The sequence below is a fragment of the Marinobacter salinexigens genome, assembly GCF_008370345.1.
Lineage (GTDB): Bacteria > Pseudomonadota > Gammaproteobacteria > Pseudomonadales > Oleiphilaceae > Marinobacter > Marinobacter salinexigens.
This window is the reverse complement of the sequence record NZ_VTUU01000012.1, coordinates 33,753-50,047: the sequence shown is the minus strand read 5'-3', so window position 1 is coordinate 50,047 and position 16,295 is coordinate 33,753. Positions and strand designations below refer to the sequence as shown.

The following is a 16,295-nucleotide window of genomic DNA, read 5'->3' as shown; positions in this document are numbered from 1 at the left end:
CTTCCTGACGAAATGCCTCCGTAGCTCATCTGGATAGAGCGTCCCCCTCCTAAGGGGAAGGTAGCAGGTTCGAGTCCTGCCGGGGGCACCAAAATCTCACTATCAAATCAGTTCGCCTCTAGCGTCTGTTGCATGTTCTGAGTCAAATTCTGGCAACATAGCGAGCATGCGAGCGGTAAACTATTACCCCTTTCTAACCTGATATACACCGACAAGCACTAATGCTGTACCGGAAAGCTGAACCCAGGTTATCGGCTCGCCCAACAGCATCCAACCGAAGAAAATCGTCATCACAGGCCCAAGCATGCCCACCAACACTGTTGGCCCTGCACCAATGCGCTGAATGGCCCCAGACTGAAAAAAAATCGGCATCACTGTCGAGAAAAGAGCCATGGCTGCACAATAACCGTAGATCGGCAGTGGTTGTCTCAGATCACTTAGCGGGTTTACAGCAAGGAAATGTACTTGCGCTGCAATAATCGAAACCACCAACGCGAGCACAGAAAACCGGGCTGCTCCTAGTTTACCAATCGACACTTCTGAGAATGCGTTGTAGCAAGCATAAGAGACAGCCGATGCGAAGACCAAAGCGGCTCCAATCAAAGTCGTGGTACTGTCTTCTGCGAGTTGGGTGTCGCTGACGACTACGAGGCTAACGCCTGCATAGCAAAGCACCAGGGCCGAGATCAGCGGCAGGCTGACCTCCTTTCCGAGGAACAACAAACCAATCAGGATCGTTATGGTCGGATAGGTAAACAGGATAATCCGTTCCAGCCCGGCCGATATGTACTGTAACCCCAGAAAATCCAGTATCGATGCGCCGTAGTACCCGGTGAGCCCCAAGAAAACCAGCAGCAACCAATCCTTGAAATCCAATTTTGGCCCGCGTCGCAGGTAGGCAAAACCACCAATTAAGAACAAAGGCAATGAGAACATCATTCGCAATGAAAGCAGCGTTACCGCGTCGACAGGCGCAGACTGGTAGGCAAGCTTGACGAAGATTGCTTTGAACGAAAATCCAAAGGCGGCCAATATCGCAAGCGCGATGCCTAGCTGTCGGGGAGAAATGTTCGCTACCATTACTAACGTTGCCTTTTGGTGAATTCAATAAATCGAATGCTAAGCCCCATAAATCCCTGATAGAATTGCCTTTTCACCAACCACGTGTTCGTTATTTTCGAATTCTCCCCATGAAATACAATCTGACCGACTTGCGACTCTTCATTGCCATCGCCGAATGCGAGAGCCTGACCCGCGGTGCAGAAAAAGCCTTCCTCGCCCCGTCCTCAGCGAGCCATCGGATTAAAATACTGGAATCGTCACTCGGGACAGCACTCTTGCACCGCCGCTCTCGTGGTGTGCAGCTCACGAGAGCGGGTGAAATCTTTCTTCGTCATGCTCGGCAGGTATTTGCACGGCTAGAACAACTCCACTCTGATCTTGTGCCTTATGCGGCGGGCGTACAGGGGCACGTTCAGTTGTGGGCGAACACTCATGCCATCCATACCTACTTGCCCAATGATCTATCGACGTTTCTTGGACTACACCCGCAAATCAGTGTGAACCTTGAGGAGCAAACCAGCTCAGACATCCTCACCGGCGTGGCTCGAGGCGATGTAGAGATCGGTATCGTAGCCGGGCAAGAAGGTAACCAGGACGTTACTCTGACGCCCTATCGGGAGGACCGTTTGGTACTGGTCACCGCCGCAAATCACAGGTTAGCCGGGGACATGTCAGTATTATTCCGGGACGTGCTTGGGGAACCATTTGTGATGCTCCATGCTGGCTCGGCAATCCATACGTTTACAATGAACGCAGCGGCCAATTTAGGGACACATCTTCACGTACGCGTTCAGGTGAAGAGTTTCGAAGCGGTTTGTCGCATGGTCGCAGCGGGCGTAGGCATCGGCATGGTCCCGCGTGAAGCAGTGAAACAATCACGACATCAGCCCTTACACGTTATCGAAGTCGAGGATGCCTGGGCCCAACGAGATCTGAAAATCTGCACAAACCCGAGAACCCCTTTGTCACCATTTGCAGAAAAGCTCATCGCCCACTTGGCGCAAGCACCCTCATCTGAACTTGAGAACCCAGCAACTAGCGAGTGATCCAGCCGAAAAATTAGAAGGGCTTGTCGGGCCACTGTGATCATCCACCGTGTCTTTGACCTCGGCGATATTCATCCGGCGTCATCCCAGTCCGCTTCTTAAACATTGCGATAAAAGCCGAGGCACTAGCGTAGCCCAAGTCGAGGCCAACACTTTCTACCTTTATGCCTGCATCAAGCTGCTTCATCGCCTCCACCACTCTGACTCTCTGTCGCCACTCGGACAATGGCATACCAAGATCCCGCCGGGCTCGTCGCATAACCGTTCGTTCAACTGTGTTGAACCGTGTTGCCAACTCAGCCAGCGGATCGTTCTTCCCAGGGTTACGCTCTATGAAGTCAAGAATGGGGCCAAGTATCGGGTCTGCTGACCCCGGCAAGTAGCTGCCCGCACAGTTGGCGGAACTCAATTGATCCACAAGCACCCGAAGCAGACGGGCCTCAGATTCAGAGTAGGGAAATGATAAAGGGTAGGCCTTCAAATGCTCCAGCATACTACGGGTAAGGTGCGTAATTTCGAGAGCACAAGGTACGTTCGGCAGGTGGTCAGTATACGGAGCCGAGACATATAAGGAGCAGTGACTCGCCTCATAGCGATTCAATCCCTGATGCTCCACTCTTGGCGGTAGCCAGAGCCCATACTGCGAGGGCGCGAGGTAATGTTGCCCTCCAATTTTCACTTCCATGACACCGCGGTAGGAATAGACAAATTCGCCCCAGTCATGCGCGTGGTTTGGGTACTCCGAGCCCGCCAGCATATCCGCAGACCGGAAAACAATTTTCTCAGGCAACGCATCAGTGAAAGGCGGTGTTCGGCGGTGTTTTTCCGATGGAGCCATTGGAACTGTCTCTTTCAATCAATCTTTTGTCCATTTTAAAGTATATGTTGATTTCTCGACAGACAGATAATGTCTCCTCATTCCCTATCAACAGGAGGCACTTATGCAAGAACGACAATCACCCGACACCAGGGCCTTTGGATTAATGGTGCTGTTCTGTCTGATGCTTGGTATGCAGCAAGTCGCACTCAAAGCCGCCGCCTCTGACGTTGCCCCCATCCTCCAGATTGCCATCCGCTCCGGAGTTGGCGCTCTCTTGGTATGGCTTTACATGGTGGTGCAGCGGGAACCCGTTTCTCTCAAGGCAGGTAACTGGAAACCAGGCCTTGTGGTGGGCTTTCTGTTTGCTGTGGAATATTTGTTTCTCGGTGAAGCGCTCCGTTTTACCTCTGCTTCCCATGCCGTAGTGTTTCTATACACCGCTCCAGTGTTTGCAGCCCTGATTCTGCATTTCCTCATTCCGACCGAACGGATGAGCCGGTTGCAATGGACTGGCATCGGGCTAGCGTTCTTGGGCACCGCCCTTGCTTTCATGGGTGGAGAGTCCGGCGTCTCAACTGAGGGCCTTTCCGACATGCTTCTTGGGGACGCTCTCGCCATATTGGCAGGCGCTGCTTGGGGAGCGACGACGGTGGTAATAAGAACTTCCCGTTTGTCTGAGGTCTCTCCCCGGGAAACGCTTCTGTACCAACTGTTGATGGCATTCGTTCTACTACTCGTTGCCGCCTTTGCGACCGATCAGCTTGATTTCGTTCCCAGCGCTATCGCAATTGGCAGCATCACCTTTCAGGGTATTTTTGTCGCCTTTCTGGCCTTTCTGATCTGGTTCTGGCTTCTGCGCAACTATCACGCCTCTCCAATTGGCATCCTATCGTTCATGACACCGATTTTTGGGGTTTTACTGGGAGCCTGGTTGCTGTCCGAGCCTTTGGATCCCAACTTCCTCTCAGGAGGTGCTTTGGTAATTTGTGGGGTAGTTCTGGTGAACAGCCCCTTTTTAGGCTCCAAATCTCGCGGCATTTTGTCGCAGCAAATAACCTCGCGCCCCAAGCTCTAACTTTTGATTCTATACTTATTCCATCATTCAGCCCCAACCGAGATGGAGATCATGAATAGATCAATTCTGGCAACTGCCGCATTTTGCTCATTACTCTCGCTGCCTGCTGCCGCTGAACCGCTTGAGCAGCAATCCGACAAACTGGTATCCGACGCCCGTGCTCTGGTGAAGACGTTTGCAGGCTCCCTCAAACAGGAACTTCAGGCAGCCATCAAGGAAGGCGGTCTGACCAATGGTATTGGCGTCTGCAAAACGGTTGCACCACACATTGCCGAAGCCAACAGCAATGAGAACTGGACCATCAGCCGCACCAGTCTCAAAACCCGGAACCCGAACAACGAACCGACTGACTGGCAGGAGATGCAGTTGCTGGCGATGGATAAACAACCCGTCAAGGGCGGCAGGCCTGTGGAGTTCTGGGAGGTTGTTGAAAACGCAGGGCAGTCAGAGTTCCGCTATATGAGCGCCATTCCCACCCAGAAACTTTGTCTGGGCTGCCACGGGAAGTCTATCGATGACGGCGTAAAGGCCAAACTTGCCGAGCTGTATCCGGATGACAAGGCCACTGGCTTTTCTGAAGGCGATCTCAGGGGAGCGTTTGTTGTGACCTACACGGAGCCTGACTAACCGGGTTTCATTCCGGTTGGATACCAGTACCATAGTGCATCATCCATCTCTGCCGTGAGTCGAGTCCGATCATGTCCCTGAAGTACAGAATTATCCCGGTCACCCCTTTCCAGCAAAATTGCTCCCTGATCTGGTGTGAACGCACACGCAAAGCAGCCGTTGTGGATCCGGGGGGCGATCTCGAGCAGATCAAGGCAGCGATCAGGGATGAGAAGGTCAGCGTTGAGAAAATCCTGCTGACCCACGCCCACATTGATCACGCGGGTGGTACTGCAGAGCTGGCGAGGGAGCTTTCCGTTCCCATTGAAGGCCCTCACAAGGAAGATAACTTCTGGATTCAAGGTTTGCCCCAGCAGGCACAGATGTTTGGATTCCCGGTGCCCGAAGTGTTCACTCCGGACCGATGGCTCGATGACGGTGAACAGGTTACGGTGGGAGAGCAAACCCTGGAGGTTCTGCACTGCCCGGGCCATACCCCGGGACATGTGGTGTTTTTCCATAAAGAGTCGGGGCTGGCCATGGTCGGGGATGTACTCTTCCACGGATCTATCGGCCGAACGGACTTTCCCAAGGGCGATCATGCCACGCTGATTCACTCCATTCGCGGCAAGCTCTTTCCACTGGGAGATGATGTCTCATTCATACCCGGCCATGGGCCCATGTCAACATTTGGGCAGGAACGGGCAACCAACCCATTTGTTTCCGATCACCGAGGCTAATCAGCCCCGGGCCAGCCGGAACTGCTCAATGGTTTTCCTGAGCGTCTCTGCCATTGCCAGCAGTTCGCCGGCAATTCTTGCGGTTTCCTGAGCATCTCCCGAGGTCTGCTCCGCTGAGCGACTGATCTCAATCACGTTCTGGTTGATGGATTCCGAGACTTCGCTCTGTTCATTCGCGGCACTCTCCATTTCTTCATTGAGATCAGTAATTTCCCTCACCGACGCTGCAATGCTCTGCAGCTCAGACTCAACCTTGAGGATGGCGGCAACCTGGTTTTCCGCCATCCCGGAAGCGTGTTGCATGGTAGCGACACAATCCACGACCTCGGATTTAAGGCCATCAATGGTGGTACGGATCTCTTCGGTGGATTCCTGGGTCCGGGACGCCAGAGCCCGGACCTCATCGGCCACTACAGAGAATCCACGCCCCTGCTCACCGGCCCTGGCGGCTTCAATCGCAGCGTTAAGGGCCAGCAAATTCGTCTGGTCGGCAATGTTGGAAATCACTTCGAGCATGTCCGACATTTGGCTGGTCCGCTGGTCCAGTTGTTCAATTCTTCGGGCACCGCTCTGCACTTCCGAGTTCAGCGATTCAATACCTTCCACCGCGGTGCGCGCCAAGCGCTCACCCAGGCTGGCAGATTCGGCTGTTTCGGCCGATTTCTGCGTGGTGTTAATGGCATTTTCCCGGACCTGTACCGCTGAGGCAGCCATCTCTGTTGTGGCACTAGCCACCTGGTCGGTATTGTCCCGCTGAGCCAGCACTTCCCGCTCAGTAGTGTCGGCTTTACCGGCGATTCCCCGGGCGGCCTGCTCCACCTGTTCAGCGTTGTCCATAACGGTATTCATACTTTCCCGGATTCTGGCCATCATCCGATTGAACGCACGAGAAACGGAGCCAATTTCGTCATTGCGGGATACATCGAGTTCGAGTGTCAGATCCGAGTTCCGGGAAATTTCATCCATCCGGTCGTGAAGCAAGCGCAAACGGGAAAATACCAGACGGCCCAAAGCAACAGCGGTCAGGAAGAACACAGCAGCAAAGATAATTACCTGGATCCCGCCACTGGTGAGCAACTGCTGGTGCAGTCTGGCATCGCTTTTGGCCAGGGAGTAGTCCACGCGAATGGCTCCCAGAACATCTCCATCACTGGCCTGATGACAACCCAGACAGTTCACGCCCTGGTAGTTCTCCCGGGCAATCACCGGCTCTATCAGCGTATAGACCCGCCCGTCTGCGTTTTCAGAGTAGAGCTCCACCCGCTCTCCGGACAGCGCCTGCTCATCTTCCGGCTCGCGAAGCTGTTCTGCACTGGTGCCCTTGCCGAACAACCGATTGATCTGGTCGCCCCGTATAACCCGCACGTCCAGTATGTCTTCAGGGGCCATGACCTTGTCCCGAAGCATATCCCGGTTACTGATGGTTCCTGTCACCATCATTGTGTTCAACCCGTCAAAGTAGGACTTGGCCAGTCCTTCTACATATTTGTGGCTGAACTCCTCCATGTGGTCACGCTGGGCGTGCGCGCTATACAGCACGGTAAACACAAGGACCAGGGAGAATGCTGCTGCCAGGGCTGCCAGCAGGAGGAAACGAATAGACTGCTTTGTTTTCATGGGTATCCGGACCGAAGCGCGAACTGACTAAAAGACAGTTTGAATAGTGGTTACAGGATCAATTGACGACTTATCGACGTAAAACTTTATAGATATGCGTCAAGTTTTTACTGATCCAAATCAGCTCCGGCGCAATTCTTACAAATCATCAACAAATGCAACCACAGCTGGGCCTGGCCCGAATCCTGCTATGTCCCAGAGAAGCACCACTGAATGATGAATTACTGCCGCATCGCAGCACGCGGCCAACGGAGGGTTTCCTGTCATGTCGCTACTGGCTTCGCTGGTTCGCGCCAGCACTCAGTTTCAGCAGGCAATGGAAAAACGCCAACAGCCGGCGAGCGCCACGGATAGCATGGCGTCCGCTGGCGTTGCGCAGCCGGAATCCAACCCGGGAACGAACGCCACCGACGACCGCTTCACATGGTCTGGCAGCGATGAAGAAGGCCTTACACGCCCGAAATCCAGCAAGCTGGCCATGACGGAATACAAACTGACGGTCGGGCGGGATGTTGCCTATGTTCGGGACACTCTGCGGCACAAACTTGCCGAATATAGCCTACCGCCGGCAACGGCTCTGAACATCACGAAAGGCTCAAGCGGCGCCATCGAAGTGAAAGGTCCGCTACCAGAGGAAACCCGGGCGCAGATCGAAACCGATCTGAACATCAATACGGGATTCAGGGAGGCATTCAACCGCTTGAGTACCAATGAGCCGACGCTTCAGTTTGTGGACACTGCCATGAAGCTGAACCAGGCATACGGTGTTAACAACCCATTGCTGGATACCATGGTCAGTGAAAACCAGCAATTTAATGGCCTTCAGGACCTGGCACACCGCTATGACTCTCTTCGCCGAACAGCAAGTGCGGAACAACTGGAAGCAGCGGGTAAGGCGCGGGGTTATGCGTTCAACCTGAACACCCGCGCCTGATTGCATCATCCCTCGAAGGGCGCAGGGTCTCCCTTGCCAATCCGGGTTACTGACGGCGCATCACCCGTGAAGTCTACAACCGTGGTAGCTTCCATACCGCAGAAGCCACCGTCAATGATCAGATCAAGGTCACGCTCCAACGTGTCACGGATATCATAGGGGTCGGTCATCGGATCCTTATCCCCCGGAAGTATCAGCGTACTGCTCATGATCGGCTCACCCAGCTCACCCAGCAATGCCTGAACGATGGCATTGTCCGGCACGCGAACGCCCACAGAACGACGTTTGGGATGAAGCAATCGACGCGGCACTTCACTGGTAGCGTCAAGAATGAAAGTGTATGGCCCCGGGGTGAAATTCTTCAACAACCGGTACTGGGTATTGTCCACCTTCGCATAGACACCGATATCCGACAGATCCCGGCATACCAGCGTAAAGTTGTGTTTGTCATCCAGTTTACGAATACGTTTTATACGCTCCGCCGCTTGCTTGTCTCCCAAATGACACCCAATGGCATAAGCGGAATCGGTTGGATAGACGATGACACCGCCTTTTCGCAAAATCTCTACCGCCTGGTTGATCAGACGTTTCTGGGGCGTTTCCGGGTGGATCTGAAAAAACTGACTCATCAGTGATCTCCCTGCGCATTCATAGCCGGGTCTTTCTTGGATCCCCCCATACAGTTGGGAGACTCTGGAGCAGCCTGACCCTTCGCATCCCACTCTGCGGGCGTGTACAGATGCATGGCAAGCGCATGCACTTCACCCGCCAGCTCTTCCGCCAGTACCTTGTATATGGATTGGTGGCGGCGGACTTTCATCTGCCCCTCAAAATCCGGTGACACCAGAGTCACCTTGAAATGGGTTTCCGAATTTGGCGGCACACCGTGCTTATGACTTTCGTTTTCCACCTGAAGGATGCGAACGTCAAACGCCTCCGACAGTTTCGCTTCAATGGCATTCTGAATCTTCATGGTTCCGCGCTGCTCCGAATTCTGTATATCTACCAGTCTACTACACTAACCACCTGTCGCCCGAGCCTTGACAGCAAAGTAGCAAACAGCCACATTCCTTTGCCGATTCCTATACCCTCAAAATCATGCGCCTTTATATTGCCGAAAAACCAAGTCTTGCGCGTGCTATTGCCGCCTCCCTCCCCGGCCCGCATCAGAAGGGGCAGGGCTGGATTCGCTGTGGCAAAGGCGATTCCGCCGCGACGGTAAGCTGGTGTATTGGTCATTTGCTGGAACCTGCTGAACCCGGTCGGTACAACCCTCGCTGGAAAAAATGGCACCTCGAAGACCTGCCCATGTTTCCCGAAAAATGGGAAGTCATGCCCAAGGACAGCGTCCGGCAACAGCTCAAGGTGCTTGAGTCCCTGATACGCCAGGCCGATACCGTTATCCACGCCGGCGACCCGGACCGTGAGGGTCAGTTACTCGTCGACGAGGTGATTCGCTATTTCGGTTGCGAGGCACCGGTACAACGGGTGCTGATTAACGATCTGACCCCCGCTGCTGTCGCCCGGGCTATTCAGTCGCCGAGGGACAATCGCGAATTCAGGCGGCTTTCCCATTCTGCTCTCGCCCGTCAAAGGGCAGACTGGTTGTACGGCATCAACCTGACCCGGTTCTACACGCTCAGCTACCAGCACCAGGGTGAGCAGGGTGTCTATTCTGTGGGCCGGGTCCAAACGCCGGTCCTGGGGCTCGTGGTGGAGCGGGACAACACCATTGCTGATTTCGAGCCCAAACCCTACTACCGCATTGAAGCCAGATTCCGGGCCCAGGATGGCGAAGTGGACCAGCGACCGTTCACTGCCCGCTGGCTTCCGGATGATCAATTCCAGGATTATCTGGACGACGAAAACCGACTGCTGGACAAGGCCACGGCTGAACAAATTGCCGACAGCGTCTCTGGTCGTGCCGGGCGTATCGTTGAATCGCAATTCCGTGACCGCTCAGAACCGCCACCGCTACCGCTCTCTCTTTCCGCACTACAGATAGAGGCAGGCAGGCTGTTCCGCATGGGGGCCAAGGAGGTTCTTGATACAGCTCAGGCACTTTATGAGCGCCATCAGCTCATTACCTACCCCCGATCAGACTGCCGCTACCTCCCTGAAGGACACTTTGAGCAGCGTGAACAGGTCATCCGGAGCATCAGCCGGGTGGCACCGTCGCTGTCCGAAGCGTGTGATGCTTGTGATACTCAGCGCAAGACCAAAGCCTGGGACGACAGTAACGTTGATGCTCACCACGCCATTATCCCGACAACCCGGGGAACCGCGAACGGCAAGCTGTCGCAAGCCGAAGAAAACGTTTACGGGCTGATCAGTCGATACTATTTGATGCAGTTTTCAGCTGACGCAATCCACCGGGAGGGTCGCCTGACAGTTCAGGCTGCTGACCATCGTTTTCGGGCGACCGAGACCGCTGTTTTCGAAGCAGGTTGGAAGACCCTGGAGCTCAGGCTGCGCGACGGACAGGGAGAGAAGGAAAAGCCTCCCCTGCCAAGGCTCGAGAAGAATGAAACTGTCGATTGCCTCGACAGCTCTGTCGTTGAACGCAAAACCCAGCCGCCGCAACATTTCACCGATGCAACGCTACTCTCGGCGATGACCAATATTGCCCGGTTCGTTGCTGACAAAGAACTGCGAAAGACCCTGAGAGAAACCGACGGACTGGGAACAGAGGCCACCCGTGCCGCGATCATCGACACCCTGTTCAAGCGCGAATACCTGTTCAGGGAAAGCCGCCATATCCGGGCAACCGAGAAAGGTCGGGCATTGATTGCAGCACTTCCCGAATCCGTCAGCAAGCCGGACCGGACTGCAGTTTGGGAAGCAACCCTTGAGGAAATTCGCCGGGGAGAAGGCGACCCCAGGCACTTTCTGGAAACACTCAAACAGGAAATTCAGGGCTTCATCAGCGCGCCATCGGGGAAACGTCCGGAAGAATCCAGCCCTGAAACCGCCGCAGACCAGATTCATTGCCCGAAATGCCGGGCTCCGATGACCGAGCGCGATGGCAAATTTGGCCGTTTCTATGCGTGCACCCGGTACCCTCAATGCAAGGGCACACGCCCCATCGAAGACTCCGCCCCCGCCGATGGCACGGGGCTGAAACCGATCCCCTGCCCCCACTGTTTTTCGCCCCTCGTTCGCCGAAAAGGGAAAAAAGGCTGGTTCTGGGGCTGCAGTAATTTCCCTGCCTGCCGACAAACAGTCAATGACGACAACGGCAAACCTGCGATGCAGTTACGGAAGTCTACATAACAATACTGCAAGCCATTCGACATTCTGTGATAATCCGCAGATATACCTGCAATTTCATGGATATGGCAGGCCGTTAGTACCATCGTAAAACGTAAATCCGGAGACGTTTCATGCGCATCGCCCTCCTTGAAGACGAGCATGAGCAGGCACAGAACGTTCAGTCCATACTGTCAGAACGCGGCCACCATTGTGACAGCTTCCCAACCGGCCAGGCCTTTCTGAGCGCGGTTCTGCATCGCAGCTATGATTTGCTGATCCTTGATTGGCAGATCCCTGACATGACAGGTCTGGACGTCCTGAGAACGGTTCGCGCCCACCTGAACTGGCCGATCCCGGTTGTTTTTCTGACCCAGCGCGACAGCGAGTCAGACATTGTTTCGGCTCTGGATGCCGGCGCCGACGATTACCTGTCAAAACCTCCGCGCGCTGCTGAACTGGGCGCCAGAATCAATGCCCTGTCTCGTCGAAGCAACCCCGATGCAGAGAAGGAAATTCTCAATTACGGCCCCTTCGAGATCAACACCCGGCAGAGGTCAATCAACCTCCACGGCGAAGAACTCACGTTGACCGACAAGGATTTTGATCTGACCCTGTTTCTCTTCCAGAATCAGGGGCGGCTACTGACCCGGGAAATGCTGCTGGAACGCGTATGGGGATTGGCGCGGGACATCAACACTCGCACGGTTGACACCCACATGAGCCGCCTGCGCCGGAGGCTCGGCCTGAACCCGGACAACGGTTTCCGGATCAAGACCATCTACCAGCGCGGCTACCGCCTGGAGGCCATGAAAGACCCGGACGGCGTATCTGCAACCACCCGGGCTGAACAGGCAATCGATGAATAAACGGCCAAAGGCAAAGCTCACAGCCCTGATCATGGCTGCGTCACTGCTCGCGTTGACAAATGCCGCGAGGGCTGAGCTTTCGGTCACCCAGGGCTCCGCGTATGCCGCAACCGACGCACGCAGTGCGGCCGTGCCTGAGTGGATATACACTCTGCGTCCGGGCGACACCTTCCCGGCCGTAGCCAGGGAGCTTCTGGCATCAGGATACAGCGCTACCCGCTTGTTGCAGTATAACGGCCTGCAAAACGGCAACATGGTGCAGGAAGGCGACAGCATTCGCCTTCCTCTGAATTGGCTCAAGCGTCAGCCTGAACCTGCACGCACGGTTTCAGTCTCCGGTTCCGTCCAGCTCATCTCAGGCATTGATGGCCGTAAACAGCCGCTCAGGGAAGACAGCCTCGTCAGGGTTGGTGACGAGATTCTCTCCGGCTCAGGTAGCGCCACCGTTGAACTGGCTGACGGATCAGAAATCCGGATATCACCCAATTCACGCCTGATCTTCAACCGACTGACCCAATACGGTAAATCCGGCATGGTCGATACGAGGCTACGCCTCGATCAGGGAGAAGTTCACACCCGAGTAAAACCGGTAATCGAAGGCGGCGCCCGTTTCGAAATCGAGACGCCATCCGCAGTCGCAGCCGTTAGGGGCACGGCCTTTGCTCTGCAAACCTCTGGTCGAGGAACAAACCTCCAGGTGACAAAGGGTGTAGTCGATTTCGGGGCCCCGGGCAAAACCCGCCGCATTCCAGCAGGCTACAGCGCCAGCGTTTCCACCAGTAGCGGAGCGGGCCTGGCCATTCACCGACTCCCTCCCGCTCCGGCGATCGAACCGATCACAACGCCAATCACCAGATTTCCCGCCGAGCTTCGTTGGAAGCAGAGCCCTTCACCGGAATACCGACTCGACATCTTCGAAACGGAATCCGGCCGCTGGGTCGAAAGCCGCAAGCTCCGTGGCAACACTTTTGACATCAGTTTGCTGGACAACGGCGACTACGAACTCCAGCTCGCCGGTCTGGACTCCCGGGGTATCGCCGGGATGCCGGCTGTCATGCCGCTGGAAGTCGCCCTTCAGGCGAGAGCCGCAACACTGGTGCTGCCGGAAGATGGTGCAACCGCAAACGATGACATGCCCGAATTCCGGTGGTCGATGAATGGCAGCAACGAAGTTGCGCGGGTTGAAATTGCCGAAGACATGGATTTCCGCAGCCCGATAACCACAAGTGAATGGGCACCGGAAAACTCGGCCCTGCCTGCCAAGCCACTAGGACCAGGCCAGTATTATTGGCGAGTCGTTACAGAAGCCGGCGGTAATTCCGTGGCCTCTACAGCTCCCCGAAAACTCGTCGTCAACGGCAGCCTGCCTCCAGTGCGGATCATCAGTGTGAACTATGTTGACAGCCAGGTAAGAGTCTTCTGGAGCAAGGTTGATACCGCCAGCGAGTATCGCCTCCAGCTCTCGGAAGAGCCCTCGTTCCAAAGCATCATCAAGGAAGCAACATTACCGGATACCACGGCAGCCTTGCGTCTTATTCCCGGAAGGCGGTATTTTGTGCGGCTAAAAGCTCTTTCGGAAGGCCCCCTGACAAGTCGCTGGGGACCTGGGAGGGAACTATACCTGGAATAATCCACTGATCGACTCAAACAGCAGGACACATGAAGCGGGACTGGCTGCCAACAATAACGAACCCTTGGGCACTTGCACTACTGGTCACATCGCTGCTGATACTGATACAGACCTCAGCGCTGCCCCGCCAACTCGATCACTGGCTGCTCGACAAGGTGATGACAACAACCCCTCCGTCACTCTCCGACAAGGTTGCTATCGTCGCCATTGACGAACTGAGCCTGGAAAGGATCGGACGATGGCCGTGGCCCCGGAACATCCACGCCGAACTCATCCGCAAGCTGGACCAGTCAGGCGCAGATACCATCGTGTTTGACGTTCTGTTCCCCGAGCCGTCACCCGATGACCATCAACTGGCGGAAGCCATGAGGCTTCACGGCAATGTCATTCTACCGATTTACGTTTCTTCATCATTACCGGACCGCCCGCTAAGAGAGGAGCTTCCAGTTCCAGACCTGGCAGGCAGCGCTGCCGCGTTAGGGCACGCCCATGTTGAACTGGACGATGACGGTATCGCCCGTGGCCTTTACCTCTACAACGGTCTCGGCAAACAGCTTTGGCCAAGCCTGTCGCTGGCAGCTCAGGGCATCGGCCCGAAACAAGACAATTCCCGCCCTGCCCCGGCCTTCATCAATGTTCGGGAAGATTTCAGGGTTGTTCCGCTCACCGGTGGCGCCGGCTCGGTTCCCACTTATTCCTACAATCAGGTTCTGGACCAACTTGCTGCACGCCAGGCGTTCGACGGAAAAGTCGTCTTCGTTGGAGCAACCGCAGCCGGATTTGGCGATGTTCTGCCTACGCCCTTCTCCGGACTAAGCCGACCGATGTCAGGCGTTGAATTCCACGCCAATGCGTATTCAGCGCTGCAACAGGACAACCTGATTCGCCCTGTCCCCAATTGGTTCGGTTTCGCGCTGGCGGCATTAACGACCCTCCTGCTGGCAATCGCACTACCCAGAATGCGCCCGAACCAGACCCTCGCAGCCTGCGTGGCGACCGTGATCGCACTGATGGGCCTCTACGGTATCTCGTTCTACAGTTTCGATTTATGGATACCTATTGCCAACGCTCTTCTGGTACCGATACTCGCCTTTCCGGTTTCGTCCGGCTTGCGCCTGGCAATGACCAACCGCTTCCTCAACAGACAGCTGGATGCACTCGCCCGCAGGCCCCAATTGCCACTCCCTGAAGCCTCTCGCCGGCACCCGACCCAACTTCTCGACCATTTCAGAGCGTTATTCCAGCCCCAGGGCTGGCTGCTTCAACTAGGTAGCGAAACCCTGACCAGGCATACCCTTGGCCCCGGTGACATTCCCGGCGATCTCGTCCCGGGGCACTGGCAGCATGCAAACCGCGTTAGCTGGATTGCCCTGCGACGGGGAGAACTCATGTATACCCTTGGCTTGATGTTACCGGACGACCTGAGCAGAGAAGCTATCCAGCGCTACCTCCGCCGCCTGAACCTTGCTGAAACAAGCCGCAAGCATGAAGCAAGCAAACCCCGGGAGAATATCTCTGAAAGGATAGAACGCGTTCGACTGGCTACCGGGCGACTGGACCGAATGCAACAGTTTATACACCGTAGCTTTGAGCGCATGCCTGACGGGGTTATTGTCACCGATGAACTGGGCGTTATCCGGTTTGCCAATGGTCATATCGAAGAGTGGTTCAGGGAGCCCATGCCTTCACTCAACGGCCTGCCCCTCACAAATCTTCTTGAAGGGCACGATCCGAGAGAGACACCCCCCTGGTACGAAACCGTTTCTGAAACCCTGACGCTGCAACAGAGCCGGACGGTCGACTTGCAAATCCGGGGTAAAGATTTTCTGATACATTTCGCGCCCTTTGCCCTGCCAGATAGCGATCAGCACGGCATCATTGCGAACATATCGGACATTTCCGAACTTCGGGAACAACAGCGTCAGCACCGTGAAGCCATCGACTTCATATCCCATGACGTGCGATCTCCACTGGTCTCCCAACTGGCACTGATCGAGCAACTCAAGCGAGACCCCAGCCATGTGGATGCTTCCACGCTTGAACAGCTTGGAAAACTTGCCCGTCGCAGCTATCACCTGGCTGAGGAGTTCGTCCAACTGGCCCGGGCCGAGCAACTCACAGAAACCCGTTTCTATGAATGTGAATTTCTGGCAATTACCGAAAACGCGCGGGATAGTGTCAGTGAGCAAGCGGCGGAGAAAGGTATCCAGCTACAGCTTCAGGGTGTCGAAGACCTCTGGCTCAGAGGCAATGCGGAACTACTGGAGCGAGCGATCATTAATCTGGTCACCAACGCTGTCCAATATAGCCCGGCAAATACGGCTGTCAGCATTCAGGCTTACCGGGCGGGCCACGAAGCCTGCCTGACCATTGCCGACGAAGGCAGCGGAATTGACCCGCAGGAGCTCCCTTTCCTGTTCGACCGCTATCGTCGTCAGAAACAGACCGAGCTCGCCGGTATACATGGCACCGGACTGGGGCTGTCATTTGTAAAAACCGTGGTAGAAAAGCACCGGGGGGAAATATCGGTCAGCTCGACTCCAGGTAAAGGCTCGACCTTCACAATGAGACTACCCATCGCCGATCCACTTGCCTGAGACGTCAGAACTTCAGGCTGGAGGACCAGAAAGCGGCTGGATCGACAAGA

At 55.4% G+C, this 16,295-nt stretch carries 14 protein-coding genes and 1 tRNA gene; 10 read left to right on the top strand and 5 right to left on the bottom strand.

Annotated features, from left to right (window positions below):
* Positions 1-14: 14 nt before the first annotated feature.
* Positions 15-91, top strand: a tRNA-Arg gene (locus FWJ25_RS17325).
* A gap of 92 nt (positions 92-183) precedes the next feature.
* On the opposite strand, the gene FWJ25_RS17320 is transcribed toward FWJ25_RS17325, so the two are convergent.
* On the bottom strand, positions 184-1,080 hold the full coding sequence (locus FWJ25_RS17320; RefSeq protein WP_149601524.1) for a DMT family transporter: 897 nt from the start codon (positions 1,078-1,080) through the stop codon (positions 184-186).
* Positions 1,081-1,190: 110 nt separating this feature from the next.
* On the opposite strand from FWJ25_RS17320, the gene FWJ25_RS17315 reads away from it, so the two are divergent.
* The gene (locus FWJ25_RS17315) at positions 1,191-2,108 is read left to right on the top strand and encodes a LysR family transcriptional regulator (RefSeq protein WP_149601523.1); all 918 of its coding nucleotides are present in this window, start codon (positions 1,191-1,193) and stop codon (positions 2,106-2,108) included.
* Positions 2,109-2,148: 40 nt separating this feature from the next.
* Here FWJ25_RS17315 and FWJ25_RS17310 read toward each other — a convergent pair whose 3' ends face one another.
* Complete coding sequence (locus FWJ25_RS17310; RefSeq protein ID WP_149601522.1) at positions 2,149-2,946, bottom strand: AraC family transcriptional regulator; 798 nt, start codon at positions 2,944-2,946, stop codon at positions 2,149-2,151.
* A gap of 103 nt (positions 2,947-3,049) precedes the next feature.
* Between FWJ25_RS17310 and FWJ25_RS17305 the strand changes: the two genes are divergently transcribed.
* The 3 genes from FWJ25_RS17305 (at position 3,050) to FWJ25_RS17295 (ending at position 5,349) form a co-directional block, all read left to right on the top strand.
* Entirely contained in the window at positions 3,050-4,003 is a 954-nt protein-coding gene (locus FWJ25_RS17305) for a DMT family transporter (RefSeq protein ID WP_149601521.1), read from the top strand.
* Positions 4,004-4,054: 51 nt separating this feature from the next.
* Entirely contained in the window at positions 4,055-4,630 is a 576-nt protein-coding gene (locus FWJ25_RS17300) for a Tll0287-like domain-containing protein (RefSeq protein WP_149601520.1), read from the top strand.
* A gap of 71 nt (positions 4,631-4,701) precedes the next feature.
* Positions 4,702-5,349 carry an MBL fold metallo-hydrolase gene (locus FWJ25_RS17295; RefSeq protein ID WP_149601519.1) on the top strand — a complete coding sequence of 216 codons (648 nt, stop codon included), beginning with the start codon at positions 4,702-4,704 and terminating at the stop codon, positions 5,347-5,349.
* On the opposite strand, the gene FWJ25_RS17290 is transcribed toward FWJ25_RS17295, so the two are convergent.
* Positions 5,350-6,966: a methyl-accepting chemotaxis protein gene (locus tag FWJ25_RS17290; RefSeq protein ID WP_149601518.1), complete on the bottom strand. Its 1,617-nt coding sequence runs from the start codon at positions 6,964-6,966 to the stop codon at positions 5,350-5,352. It abuts the gene before it with no gap.
* 265 nt (positions 6,967-7,231) lie between these two features.
* Here FWJ25_RS17290 and FWJ25_RS17285 point away from each other — a divergent pair, with 265 nt between their 5' ends.
* Positions 7,232-7,900, top strand: coding sequence for a hypothetical protein (locus FWJ25_RS17285; RefSeq protein WP_149601517.1), 669 nt, complete (start codon positions 7,232-7,234; stop codon positions 7,898-7,900).
* Positions 7,901-7,905: 5 nt separating this feature from the next.
* Here the strand turns inward: FWJ25_RS17285 and FWJ25_RS17280 are convergent, their stop codons facing one another.
* A complete protein-coding gene (locus FWJ25_RS17280) occupies positions 7,906-8,529 on the bottom strand; it encodes an L-threonylcarbamoyladenylate synthase (protein WP_149601516.1) in 624 nt (207 codons plus the stop codon).
* Positions 8,529-8,873: a BolA family protein gene (locus FWJ25_RS17275; protein WP_149601515.1), complete on the bottom strand. Its 345-nt coding sequence runs from the start codon at positions 8,871-8,873 to the stop codon at positions 8,529-8,531. Before FWJ25_RS17275 ends, FWJ25_RS17280 begins: the two co-directional genes overlap by 1 nt.
* Before the next feature lie 125 nt (positions 8,874-8,998).
* Between FWJ25_RS17275 and FWJ25_RS17270 the strand changes: the two genes are divergently transcribed.
* The 4 genes from FWJ25_RS17270 to FWJ25_RS17255 all read left to right on the top strand — a co-directional run bounded on the left by FWJ25_RS17270 (position 8,999) and on the right by FWJ25_RS17255 (position 16,245).
* Positions 8,999-11,173, top strand: coding sequence for a DNA topoisomerase III (locus FWJ25_RS17270; RefSeq protein WP_149601514.1), 2,175 nt, complete (start codon positions 8,999-9,001; stop codon positions 11,171-11,173).
* A 110-nt stretch (positions 11,174-11,283) separates the two neighbouring features.
* Positions 11,284-12,018 carry a response regulator transcription factor gene (locus FWJ25_RS17265; protein ID WP_149601513.1) on the top strand — a complete coding sequence of 245 codons (735 nt, stop codon included), beginning with the start codon at positions 11,284-11,286 and terminating at the stop codon, positions 12,016-12,018.
* On the top strand, positions 12,011-13,648 hold the full coding sequence (locus tag FWJ25_RS17260; protein WP_149601512.1) for a FecR domain-containing protein: 1,638 nt from the start codon (positions 12,011-12,013) through the stop codon (positions 13,646-13,648). Before FWJ25_RS17265 ends, FWJ25_RS17260 begins: the two co-directional genes overlap by 8 nt.
* Before the next feature lie 29 nt (positions 13,649-13,677).
* The gene (locus tag FWJ25_RS17255; protein WP_149601511.1) at positions 13,678-16,245 is read left to right on the top strand and encodes a CHASE2 domain-containing protein; all 2,568 of its coding nucleotides are present in this window, start codon (positions 13,678-13,680) and stop codon (positions 16,243-16,245) included.
* Positions 16,246-16,295 lie beyond the last annotated feature (50 nt).

Bases quoted from the DNA above. Each gene is read 5' to 3' on its own strand.
- FWJ25_RS17320 (WP_149601524.1), bottom strand. From the start codon at position 1,080: ATGGTAGCGAACATTTCTCCCCGACAGCTAGGCATCGCGCTTGCGATA.
- FWJ25_RS17315 (WP_149601523.1), top strand. From the start codon at position 1,191: ATGAAATACAATCTGACCGACTTGCGACTCTTCATTGCCATCGCCGAA.
- FWJ25_RS17310 (WP_149601522.1), bottom strand. From the start codon at position 2,946: ATGGCTCCATCGGAAAAACACCGCCGAACACCGCCTTTCACTGATGCG.
- FWJ25_RS17305 (WP_149601521.1), top strand. From the start codon at position 3,050: ATGCAAGAACGACAATCACCCGACACCAGGGCCTTTGGATTAATGGTG.
- FWJ25_RS17300 (WP_149601520.1), top strand. From the start codon at position 4,055: ATGAATAGATCAATTCTGGCAACTGCCGCATTTTGCTCATTACTCTCG.
- FWJ25_RS17295 (WP_149601519.1), top strand. From the start codon at position 4,702: ATGTCCCTGAAGTACAGAATTATCCCGGTCACCCCTTTCCAGCAAAAT.
- FWJ25_RS17290 (WP_149601518.1), bottom strand. From the start codon at position 6,966: ATGAAAACAAAGCAGTCTATTCGTTTCCTCCTGCTGGCAGCCCTGGCA.
- FWJ25_RS17285 (WP_149601517.1), top strand. From the start codon at position 7,232: ATGTCGCTACTGGCTTCGCTGGTTCGCGCCAGCACTCAGTTTCAGCAG.
- FWJ25_RS17280 (WP_149601516.1), bottom strand. From the start codon at position 8,529: ATGAGTCAGTTTTTTCAGATCCACCCGGAAACGCCCCAGAAACGTCTG.
- FWJ25_RS17275 (WP_149601515.1), bottom strand. From the start codon at position 8,873: ATGAAGATTCAGAATGCCATTGAAGCGAAACTGTCGGAGGCGTTTGAC.
- FWJ25_RS17270 (WP_149601514.1), top strand. From the start codon at position 8,999: ATGCGCCTTTATATTGCCGAAAAACCAAGTCTTGCGCGTGCTATTGCC.
- FWJ25_RS17265 (WP_149601513.1), top strand. From the start codon at position 11,284: ATGCGCATCGCCCTCCTTGAAGACGAGCATGAGCAGGCACAGAACGTT.
- FWJ25_RS17260 (WP_149601512.1), top strand. From the start codon at position 12,011: ATGAATAAACGGCCAAAGGCAAAGCTCACAGCCCTGATCATGGCTGCG.
- FWJ25_RS17255 (WP_149601511.1), top strand. From the start codon at position 13,678: ATGAAGCGGGACTGGCTGCCAACAATAACGAACCCTTGGGCACTTGCA.